At 64.3% G+C, this 10600-nt stretch carries 11 protein-coding genes and 1 riboswitch; of the genes, 7 read left to right on the forward strand and 4 right to left on the reverse strand.

Annotation, left to right across the window (positions count from 1 at the left end):
* Positions 1-9 precede the first annotated feature (9 nt).
* Complete coding sequence (locus tag K359_RS0126100; RefSeq protein ID WP_371261187.1) at positions 10-714, reverse strand: response regulator; 705 nt, start codon at positions 712-714, stop codon at positions 10-12.
* Positions 715-734: 20 nt separating this feature from the next.
* Positions 735-1283, reverse strand: coding sequence for a MarR family winged helix-turn-helix transcriptional regulator (locus K359_RS0126105; protein ID WP_035977134.1), 549 nt, complete (start codon positions 1281-1283; stop codon positions 735-737).
* A gap of 331 nt (positions 1284-1614) precedes the next feature.
* Here K359_RS0126105 and K359_RS0126110 point away from each other — a divergent pair, with 331 nt between their 5' ends.
* From K359_RS0126110 to K359_RS0126125, 4 genes are all read left to right on the forward strand, one after another.
* Positions 1615-2694 (forward strand): branched-chain amino acid aminotransferase, encoded by a 1080-nt coding sequence (locus K359_RS0126110; RefSeq protein ID WP_029081951.1) that lies wholly within the window; start codon positions 1615-1617, stop codon positions 2692-2694.
* Between the two features lie 145 nt (positions 2695-2839).
* Positions 2840-4444, forward strand: coding sequence for a histidine--tRNA ligase (gene hisS / locus K359_RS0126115; protein ID WP_371261185.1), 1605 nt, complete (start codon positions 2840-2842; stop codon positions 4442-4444).
* Between the two features lie 113 nt (positions 4445-4557).
* Positions 4558-4761 carry a tautomerase family protein gene (locus tag K359_RS0126120; RefSeq protein ID WP_018269806.1) on the forward strand — a complete coding sequence of 68 codons (204 nt, stop codon included), beginning with the start codon at positions 4558-4560 and terminating at the stop codon, positions 4759-4761.
* A gap of 175 nt (positions 4762-4936) precedes the next feature.
* Complete coding sequence (locus K359_RS0126125; protein ID WP_029081953.1) at positions 4937-5347, forward strand: thioesterase family protein; 411 nt, start codon at positions 4937-4939, stop codon at positions 5345-5347.
* A 134-nt stretch (positions 5348-5481) separates the two neighbouring features.
* Here K359_RS0126125 and proC read toward each other — a convergent pair whose 3' ends face one another.
* Positions 5482-6246 (reverse strand): pyrroline-5-carboxylate reductase, encoded by a 765-nt coding sequence (gene proC / locus K359_RS0126130; protein WP_245284722.1) that lies wholly within the window; start codon positions 6244-6246, stop codon positions 5482-5484.
* 255 nt (positions 6247-6501) lie between these two features.
* The gene (locus tag K359_RS0126135; protein WP_029081955.1) at positions 6502-7002 is read right to left on the reverse strand and encodes a YbjN domain-containing protein; all 501 of its coding nucleotides are present in this window, start codon (positions 7000-7002) and stop codon (positions 6502-6504) included.
* Positions 7003-7446: 444 nt separating this feature from the next.
* Positions 7447-7600, forward strand: a riboswitch (FMN riboswitch).
* A 78-nt stretch (positions 7601-7678) separates the two neighbouring features.
* On the opposite strand from K359_RS0126135, the gene K359_RS0126140 reads away from it, so the two are divergent.
* The 3 genes from K359_RS0126140 (at position 7679) to K359_RS0126150 (ending at position 10593) form a co-directional block, all read left to right on the forward strand.
* Positions 7679-8260, forward strand: a complete 582-nt coding sequence (locus K359_RS0126140; protein WP_029081956.1) for a 6,7-dimethyl-8-ribityllumazine synthase — start codon at positions 7679-7681, stop codon at positions 8258-8260.
* 97 nt (positions 8261-8357) lie between these two features.
* Complete coding sequence (locus tag K359_RS0126145; RefSeq protein WP_029081957.1) at positions 8358-9554, forward strand: MHYT domain-containing protein; 1197 nt, start codon at positions 8358-8360, stop codon at positions 9552-9554.
* A gap of 175 nt (positions 9555-9729) precedes the next feature.
* Positions 9730-10593 (forward strand): xanthine dehydrogenase family protein subunit M, encoded by an 864-nt coding sequence (locus tag K359_RS0126150; protein ID WP_029081958.1) that lies wholly within the window; start codon positions 9730-9732, stop codon positions 10591-10593.
* The last annotated feature ends 7 nt before the right edge of the window (positions 10594-10600 follow it).

Raw genomic sequence — 10600 nt, forward strand, 5'->3', positions numbered from 1 at the left:
GGCTGCATCTTACGGCGAGGCCACCAGGCGATAGCCGATGCCGCGCACCGCCTGCAGGAACAGCGGATTGGCGGGATCGTGCTCGATCTTGCGGCGCAGCCGGTTGATCTGCACGTCGACCGCGCGCTCATTGACGGTGCCGCCAGAGGTCAATTCGGCGCGCGGCACGGTCTCGCCGGGCGCGCTCGCAAGGATGCGCAGCATCTCGCGCTCGCGATCGGTGAGATGGATGATCTCCTCGCCCTGGCGCAGCTCGCTGCGCTCGATGTGGAAGATGTAGGGGCCGAACGCGATCTGCTCGACGGTTACGACCTGCGGCGGCGCGGTGCGCTTGAGGATGTTGCCGATGCGCAGCACGAGCTCGCGCGGCTCGAACGGCTTGGCGACATAATCGTCGGCGCCGATCTGCAGGCCCTCGATGCGGGCTTCCGCCTCGTGGCGGGCGGTCAGCATGATGATCGGCACCGTCGACGAGCTGCGGATGAAGCGGGCGAGGTCGAAGCCGTTTTCGCCCGGCATCATCACGTCGAGGATCAGCAGGTCGAAATGCAGCCCGAGCAGCTTGGCGCGGGCGTCGGTGGCGCTCATCGCCGTGGTGACACGATAGCCCTCGCCGGACAGAAAGCGCGACAACAGGTCGCGAATACGCCGGTCGTCGTCGACCAATAGCAGATGCGGTGCGTCGTCGGCCGGCTCGGCCGGTGTCCGCAGCATGGTTGCAGCCTGCACCAGGTTCACTCCCTCGTTTTCTTGCCGACGCCGAAGATCGCTTCGAGCACCTTGTCGGGATCATCGCGGTCGATCATCGCGCGGAGGAACTGGCGAACTGTCTCCACACCGGCCGGATCGATCCCGGCGATTGCGCGGTTGATGCGGTCGGTCTGCAGCCCCGCGAGCTTGCCGACCAGCGCCTCGCCCTTCGGCGTGGCGTAGAGCAGGCGCTGCCGGCGGTCATTGTTGCCGGTCTTCTGCACGATGTAGCCCTCGTCCAGGAGCTGCTTGAGCACGCGCCCGAGCGACTGCTTGGTGATGCGCAGGACGTCGAGCAGGTCGGCGACCTTCAGGCCGGGATATCGGGTGACAAAGTGGATGACGCGGTGGTGGGCACGGCCGAACCCGAACGCCTCCAGCTCCTGGTCGGCGTCGCCGACAAAGTCGCGGTAGGCGAAGAACAAGAGCTCGATGATGTCCCAGCGCAGATCGCGCCCGCCCGCCGCAGATGCGTGGTCATCTCCCTGCGAATCGGGCTTGGCAGCCATGCCTGAGAAATTTATGTCAGTCATATTGACGTATCTTGGGTTCAATGTTACAAAACTGCCTGTTACGACGAAACATTAGGTCGTTTTGTCTTCGACAGCGTTTGAGACGGCCTGAAAGAGCCTGTGAGGCGGTTTGGGCCGCAAATTGGACTACCGTGCGATTGTCGAGCGGCATTTCGGCAAACATACTGGACTTCAGCATTCCGCAAAAGCATGTCTAAACGGCATGTTGGCGCAGGCAACCGGCCGCAGGGCCGGTGGTGGTGAAGTTCGGGCCAAGCCGAGCCGGGAGGCTCCGGGGGAAACAGGCCGGCGCCAGACATTGCGTCGGTTCCGACAGCGGAAAGCAAGAAAAATGACTTTGAACTTCGACATCCAGCCTTCGCCGAATGCGACGCCCGACAAGGAGCGCGCGGCGAGGCTCGTGGACCCGGGCTTCGGCCGGGTCTTTACTGATCACATGGCGATCGTCCGCTACAGCCAGGGCAAGGGCTGGCATAGCGCGCGCATCGAGGCACGCGCGAATTTCCCGCTCGATCCGGCCGGTGCGGTGCTGCACTACGCCCAGGAGATTTTCGAAGGTCTCAAGGCCTACAAGCGCGACGATGGCGGCGTGAACCTGTTCCGTCCGGACGCCAATGCCCGGCGCTTCCATAATTCGGCCGAGCGCATGGCGATGGCGCCGCTGCCCGAGGACGTGTTCATCGACGCGGTTGAGCAGCTGGTGCGGATCGATCGTGCCTGGATCCCGGGCGGCGAGGGCAGTCTCTATTTGCGGCCTTTCATGATCGCGAGCGAGGTCTTCCTCGGTGTGAAGCCGTCGGCGGAATACATCTTCTCGGTGATTGCGTCGCCGGTTGGCTCCTACTTCAAGGGCGGTCCGGCGCCGGTGTCGATCTGGGTGTCGGAAAATTACACGCGTGCCGCGATCGGCGGCACCGGCGCAGTCAAGTGCGGCGGCAATTACGCCGCAAGCCTGCGCGCCCAGGCTGAGGCGATCGATCGTGGTTGCGACCAGGTCGTGTTCCTCGATGCGGTCGAGCGCCGCTATATCGAGGAGCTCGGCGGCATGAACGTCTTTTTTGCGTTCGACGACGGCTCGCTGCTGACCCCGCCGCTCGGCACGATCCTGCCCGGCATCACCCGCGACTCGATCATCGCGCTTGCCAAGGATGCCGGCACCCGCGTGCGCGAGGAGCCCTATACGATCCAGCAGTGGCGCACCGATGCCGCGAGCGGCAAGCTGAAGGAAGCGTTCGCCTGCGGCACCGCGGCCGTCATCTCGCCGATCGGCAAGGTCTGCTCGGCGAGCGGCGACTTCCAGATCAGCGGCGGCGCGGCCGGCCCGGTCGCGATGGGCCTGCGCAAGAAGCTGGTCGACATCCAGTACGGTCGCACCAACGACCCGCATAACTGGATCAGAAACGTCGCCTGACCAGCGACGAACTTCGCCGTGTCTCGGCCGTCCTATCTTCGCGCACCGTCATTCCGGGATGGTCCGCAGGACCAGACCTCAGGTGCGCAATTGCGTACCGGGGGAATCTCGAGATTCCGGGTTCGCGTCTTCGACGCGCCCCGGAATGACAATCTGGGAATGGAGGCCCCGGTTGCCGCCTTGCGCGCCGGCTGGTAAACGGCCGCTCATGGCCGAAAAACCCAAAAAACCCCAGAAACTGAAGGCGCGCCTGCCGCGCGGGCTGGAAGATCGTGGCCCCGCCGCGATCAATGCCACGCGGCAGATGGTCGAGAAGATCCGCGCCGTCTACGAGCTCTACGGCTTCGAGCCGGTGGAGACGCCGGCGATGGAATATACCGACGCGCTCGGCAAGTTCCTGCCCGACCAGGACCGTCCCAACGAGGGCGTGTTCTCGTTCCAGGACGATGACGAGCAGTGGATCTCGCTGCGCTACGACCTGACCGCGCCGCTCGCGCGCTATGTCGCGGAAAACTTCGACGCGCTGCCGAAGCCCTACCGCTCTTATCGTTTCGGCTACGTGTTCCGCAACGAGAAGCCGGGTCCCGGCCGCTTCCGCCAGTTCATGCAGTTCGATGCCGATACGGTCGGTTCGGCGACACCGGCGGCCGACGCCGAGATTTGCATGATGGCGGCCGACACGATGGAAGCGCTCGGCATTCCGCGCGGCTCCTATATCGTGAAGGTAAACAACCGCAAGGTGCTCGACGGAGTTCTAGACCGCATCGGTCTTAGCGGACAGGAGAATGCGTCTCGCAGGCTGACGGTACTCCGAGCCATCGATAAGCTTGATAAGTTTAAGCCAGAAGAAGTTCGCCTTCTGCTCGGCGAGGGGCGTAAGGACGAGAGCGGGGATTTTACTAAGGGAGCCCAGCTCAACGAGGCTCAGATTGAGACCGTCTTTCAGGCCTTAAAGTTCAGAGTCGAGACTAGCGAAAGTTCTGACGGAATTCAGAGACAATCTCTCGTGATCGATGCGCCAAGCATCTTCCTCGAAGGCCAGGAGGGAACAGACCTGCTTCATCAGGGAAGGTCTGAACTGGTTGAGATAGCGAAGCTTGCGGCGGCGGCGGGCTATGGTGAAGATCGCATCCGCATCGATCCCTCCGTCGTCCGCGGCCTCGAATATTACACCGGCCCGGTCTACGAGGTTGAGCTGCTGCTCGATACCAAGGACGAGAAGGGCCGTCCCGTGCGGTTCGGCTCGGTCGGCGGCGGCGGCCGCTACGATGGCCTGGTCTCGCGCTTCCGCGGCGAGCCGGTGCCGGCAACCGGCTTCTCGATCGGCGTGTCGCGCCTGCAGGCGGCGCTCACGATGCTCGGCCAGCTCGACACGCAGGCCGGGTTCGGCCCCGTCGTCGTCACCGTGTTCGACCGCGACCGTGTCGCCGACTACCAGAAGATGGTCGCCGAGCTGCGGCAGGCCGGCATCCGCGCCGAGCTCTATCTCGGCAATCCGAAGAACATGGGCAACCAGCTCAAATATGCCGACCGCCGCAACTCGCCTTGCGTGATCATCCAGGGCTCCGACGAGAAGGCGCGCGGCGAGCTGCAGATCAAGGATCTGATCGAGGGCGCCAAGGCCGCAGCGGCGATCGCCTCGAACCAGGAATGGCGCGAGACACGTCCCGCGCAGTTCTCCTGCGCAGAGGCCGATCTGGTCGCCAAGGTCCGCGAGGTCCTGGCGCGGCATGACGTGACCTGGGGATAGCTGGATTGTCATGCGCGGGCTTGACCCGCGCATCCATCTTCAAAAAGATGGCGCGTCCGGCCAAGCCCGGTCAGCTGCAGTTGCGCGTCAACAATAACAAGGGAGTTCTTCCAATGCCTGAGATCACCGTGAGCATGGCCGCCGGCCGCACCGACGAGCAGAAGCTCGGCATGATGCGCGACATCACCCAGGCGCTGGTGAAGAATCTCGGCGTCGATGCCGACGCGGTCGTGATCCAGATCAATGAAGCGCCGCTGCATCACAAGATGAAGGGCGGCAAGTCCTTCGTCGAGCGCGCTGCCGCGGCGAAGAAATAGCCCCTGTCTCTCCACGGGTCGTCCCCGCCTTGTGCGCAATTGCGCACTGGAGCAGGGACCCATAACCACTGATGCCAGTCGTTGCGCTCGCTGAGGCCCCAGCCTTCGCAACAACCAGCTTTGGTGGTTATGGGTCCCGGCTCAAGGCCGGGACGACAGTCTTCTTGAGGCGCTAATGGACGCACGCGACTTCATCAAGGTCGGCATGAGCGCTGAGCGCACGCTCGTGGTGCCGCCGGAGCGCACGGTCGGGCATTTCGTGCCTGATATGCCGATGGTTTATGCGACCCCGATGATGATCCTCGAAATGGAGATGGCCTCGGGCGACGCCATCCGCGGCGCGCTGCAGCCCGGCTGGGTCACGGTCGGGACCGAGGTCGACATCCGCCACCTCGCGGCGGCGCTGGTCGGTGCCACGGTGCGAACCACAGCGAAGGTCATTGCGGTCGAGCGCCGCGTGATCCGTTTCGAGGTCGAGGCCTTTGAAGGCCCGCGCAAGCTCGGTGAAGGCCGCCACGCCCGCGGCCTGATCAATGTGGAGCGTTTCAACAAACGGCTCGCAGGGACCTCGGGCCAAACGCAATAGGCAGGCCCAGGCGCTGTGCGGTCCGCACGACCAACTCGTCATGCGCGGGCTTGACCCGCGCATCCATCAAGAAAGACAGCGTTGTCCACGTGAGATGGATTGCCGGGTCAAGCCCGGCAATGACGGTGGATGCTTTACTTCGCCAATTCCTTTGAGCGCCGGGTTGCTGCGGCGATGGCGCGGGTCATCAGCGGCTGCATGCCGTCGTTCGCCATCAGAACCTCGAGCGCAGCAGCCGTGGTGCCGCCGGGCGAGGTGACGTTCTGCCGCAAGGTCGCCGACGGCAGATCCGAGCGATGTAGCAGCTCGCCGGAGCCGGCGACGGTCGCCCGCGCCAGCGTGGTCGCAAGCTGCTCGGGCAGGCCGGCCGCGACGCCGGCGCGGGCCAGCTCCTCGGCGAGCAGGAACACGTAAGCCGGGCCGGAGCCGGAGACCGCGGTCACTGCGTCCATCAGGCTCTCATCGTCGACCCATTCGACGAGCCCGGTTGCCTTCAGCAGCGCATCGGTCGTGGCGCGCTGCGCGGCGGTGACGCGCTTTGACGGCACCGCGACCGTGATGCCGCGGCCGATCGCCGCCGGCGTGTTCGGCATCGCGCGCACCACCGCGCCGCCGACAACCTCTTCCAGCGCTGACATGGTCGTGCCGGCCATGATCGAGACCACCAGCGTCGACGGACCGACGAGCGCCTTCAGCGCGGCGCCAGCGTCGCGGAACGATTGCGGCTTCACCGCGACGACAAGCGTATCGACGGTGCCGAGATCCTTTGCCTGCGGATTGAGCTGCACACCCTTTGCGGCGAGCGCGGAGATCTCCGGCGAGAGATACGGATCGATCACCGCGACCTGCTTGGGCGCGAGGCCCTGTGCGAGCCAGCCGGTCAGCATCGCGCCGCCCATCTTGCCCGCGCCCGCAAGCGCGATGGTGCCGGTCGTGTTTGTCAATGCGCTGCTTGCGTTCACAGGTGTCACCGCTCGTGGTCCCGGCGGAGGCCGGGCGCCATAACCACAAGGGTTCTAGTGAAGCAGGGAGCGAGCCACAAGCACCCAGATGTCATTGCCGGGCTCGACCCGGCAATCCATCGGAACGAAAGCAGCTTTTGCCGGATGGATGCGCGGGTCTAGCCCGCGCATGACGATTGAATCCGTTGAGGCTTACGCCTCGCCCTCGGTATCGAACATCGCAGCCGCCATCGCCTCGGCGGTCGACTTGCCCGCCCACACCACGAACTGGAACGCCGGGTAGTAGCGCTCGCAGGCGTGGATTGCGTTGACCACCATGCTCTCGCATTGCGCGGTCGAGGCGGTGAGGCCGCCGGGCAGCACCAGCGCCTGGCGGTGCATGACCATGCCGGTGTGGGTCCACAGGTCGAAATGGCCGACCCATAATTGTTCGTTGATCGCGGCAACCAGTCGCTGCACTTCGGCGCGTCGCGCCTGCGGCATCTTCATGTCGAAGGCGCAGGCGAGATGCAGCGCCTCGATCTCGCCCATCCAGGTGAAGGAGAGCTGATAATCGATCCAGTCTCCCTTGGAGACGATCGTCACCTCGTCTTCGCCGGAACGCTCGAACGCCCAGTTGTTGTCGGTGGCGATATCTTCGACCACCGCAAGCGGGTTGTTCCGGGAATCGATAATGCTTTCGAGGAGGGACATGCCGTCTCGGACCTTGTTCTTATGATCGCTTGATACGCACACGGAAGCCGGCACCTGCGACATACTGCGTCGTGGCCGAGTGCAGTTCCTTGACCGGGCTTCCGGATGCTCCTGGACCTGACGCCGATGAAGTGATGTGATTTGCGGAATCCGCGCAACCGCACGCCGAGTCCGTCCACAGCCAAAGCGCGCATCGTCCACAGCTGATCTCCGCCACACTTGTGATTTTGCGAACAAATCGGAATCTTGGTGCGCGCGTAACGATTTGTTAACCATTTGCAGGCGCTTCGCCGCACGCGTGAATCAGCCTTCGAGCGCTCGCACCCTCCCTGCAAGAGCCGCATCGTGCTCATGGGGACATGCCGATTCCCCATGCCAAAGGACCTTGCCCGGCTGTCGCGGTTTGGTCATATTTCGTCTCAGGCACGTCCATCCCGGGCGTGCCGATGTTCTCAGGGCGGGGTGAAAATCCCCACCGGCGGTAAGGGTGATGAGCCCAAGCCCGCGAGCGCCTTCTTTCGCGAAGCCGGGAGAAGGGTCAGCAGATTCGGTGCAATTCCGAAGCCGACGGTTACAGTCCGGATGAAAGAGAACGGTTGCGGCGGCCAACGCGATTTTCGCGTCGGCTCGTGTCGTTGTCCGTGTGCCCTGATTCTGGTCCTGAAAGAGGAAAGCCATGAATCAGATGTTGCAAGACCAAGACGTTCAAGCTTCTCAAGTCCAAACCTCCGAAGCAGATAGCGCTTCCGATACGCCGGCAATTCCGCCGGCGCCGGAGCATCCGCACTTCGCCAAGCCGCAGCGCGTCGCCTTCGTGCAGTCGTCCTGGCATCGCGATGTGGTGGAAGAGTGCCGCATCTCCTTCCTGAAGGAGATCGAGGCGCGCCACATCACCAATGTCGACGTGTTCGAGGTGCCGGGCTCGTTCGAGATCCCGTTGCACGCGCAACTCTTGGCGAAGACCCGCCGTTACACCGCGATCGTCGCGGCCGGGCTCGTCGTCGATGGCGGCATCTATCGCCACGAATTCGTCGCCGACACCGTGATCAAGGCGCTGATGGACGTGCAGCTGCGCACCGAGGTGCCTGTGTTCTCGGCAGTGCTGACGCCGCAGCAATTCCACGAGACCGAGGTGCATTACGACTTCTTCCGCAAGCACTTCGTCATCAAGGGGATCGAGGTCGCGGAAGCCTGCGCCAACACGCTGCTCAGCCTGGAGCGTCTGCGCGGCCAGGTCGCGGCGGGGATCCCCGGCTAGCGCCTTCCAATCGTCTGATTGTCATTCCCACCGCCGCCTCTATAAAGTCGGCGGTGGGAGGAGGCCTCGCCGTGACGACGGCTTGGCCGAGACGATCATGTTCGAAGGACACGATCCCTATCTCGTCGCGCTCTCGGTGGTGATCGCGATTCTGGGAGGTTACACCGGTTTCGGCCTGGCCGCGCGCATCCGCGGCGGACCGGATTCCGCTCATCGCCTGTTGCTCGCGGGTGCAGCATTCTTTTTCGCCGTCGGCATCTGGACGATGCATTTTGTCGGCATGCTGGCCGCACCATTGCCGGTGGGCACTGTCTATCTGGTGTTGCCGACCATTATCTCCTTTCTGATCTGCGCGCTGGTGGTCGGCATATCGCTGTTCTTCGTCAGCGTCGGCGAGCCGTCGATGCTCCGCGTTGTTTCATCGGCCGTGTTGCTCGGCCTTGGCATTGCCAGCATGCACTATGTCGGCATGCACGGGCTGTCCGGCGACTTCGCGATGACGCACGCTCCGAGACTGGTTGTGCTCTCGATCGCGATCGCGATCGCCGCGGCCTATGGCGGCTTACGCGCATTCCTGGCGCGGCACGGGGGCGTCCAGTTGATGTTGAGTGCGGTGGCCTTCGGCTTTGCCGTCTCCGGGATGCACTACACGGCAATGGCCGGCATGCAGATAGCTCCATCTGGCGGCGAGGCTCATCACCACATGGATGGATTGGCGGCGTCGTCGCAGATGCTGTCGCTGGTCGTGACGTTGCTGTGCTTCGTTATTGCCGCAGGCTTCCTGCTGTCGTTGGTGCCTGATCCGCGGAAAACGGCCGTGGCAATTGCCGGCGCCGCCGGGGGAAGCTCCGATTCAGCCGAACTGGCGGGTGCCGCCACTGTTCAGGCCGATCCACCGCTTCGGCCGACCCCCTTGGGTGGAATTGGCCAGCCGCCCCGCGCCCCGCCGGCACGTCGGCTGCCTCTAGAAGGGGCGGACGGCACCCATTTCATCGATGCCGCAGACGTTCGCAGCGTGACGGCGGATGCCCACTACACCAAGGTGCATGACGGGACCCGGGAGAGGATGTGCCCCTGGTCGATCTCGGAGGCCGAGGCGCTGCTCGATCCCCGCCTGTTTCTGCGTGTGCACCGCAGCCATATCGTGGCGATACCGCATGTGACCCTGGTTCGGAAGGAGGGCGATGGCGCGGTCATTGAACTGGACGGTCCGTCGCCACATCGCGTTCCGGTGAGCCGAGCCAAGATCGCTGAGGTGAAGGCCCGACTCGGGCTCGCCCGCCGCACCGCCTGAACGCCTCCCTGGCCCGATGGGACGTAGGCGCTGACGCATTTCGTGCGCATCGGACGGCATTTCGTGCGAATTTTGCGTGCCCGTGCCGCATCTGTTGCGGGCGAATCCGCGCCCAGCCAGCCTCCCTCCAACGTCCGCCGGACCCTAAGGGCCGCAGGACGACATGGAGGAAACGATGATTCCCGGCTCGTTCAGCTATCACCGCCCGGCGACGCTGGCTGACGCGGTGAAACTGCTTTCGACACTTGGCGATGAGGTTCGTCCGCTGGCTGGTGGCCACAGCCTGGTCCCGATGATGAAGCTGCGGCTGGCTGCCCCCGAGCACCTTGTCGACCTGCATGACATCGCCGACCTGAAAGGCGTCCGTCGCGAAGGCAGCAAGGTCCTGATTGGGGCCATGACCACCCAGCACGACTTGCTTACCTCCGTCGAGATCGCCCAATCCATCCCCATTCTGCATGAGGCCGCGCTTCTGATCGCTGATCCTCAGGTGCGGTACCGTGGCACCGTGGGCGGTAATGTCGCCAATGGCGACCCGGGCAACGACATGCCGGCGCTTATGATGACGCTTGGCGCGACCTATCATCTCGAGGGGCCGCATGGCGGTCGTGAGGTTGCAGCCGCCGATTACTATCAGGGGGCCTATTTCACAGCGATCGAGCCAGGCGAGCTTCTGGCCTCGATCTCCATCCCGGTCCCCCCCGCGAGTCACGGCTACGCCTACGAGAAGCTGAAGCGGAAGGTCGGGGACTACGCCACCGCTGCCGCGGCGGTGGTGCTCACGATGTCCAGCGGCAAGGTTGCGACCTGCACGATCGGACTGACCAATCTTTCGGAAACGCCGCTACTGGCCGATGCCGCCGCCCAGGTGGTGATCGGCACCAGCCTCGACGCAGCCACGCTCAGGAAGGCTGCGGCCGCGGCGGAGGCGATCATGGCTCCAGCCGCGGATGCGCGGGGGCCCGTCGAATACCGCAAGCACGTCGGCGGCATCATGGTGATGCGAGCGCTGCAGCGCGCCGCCGCCAATGCGGCCTGAGGAGGGA

The sequence above is a fragment of the Bradyrhizobium sp. th-b2 genome (assembly GCF_000426785.1).
GTDB lineage: Bacteria > Pseudomonadota > Alphaproteobacteria > Rhizobiales > Xanthobacteraceae > Bradyrhizobium > Bradyrhizobium septentrionale.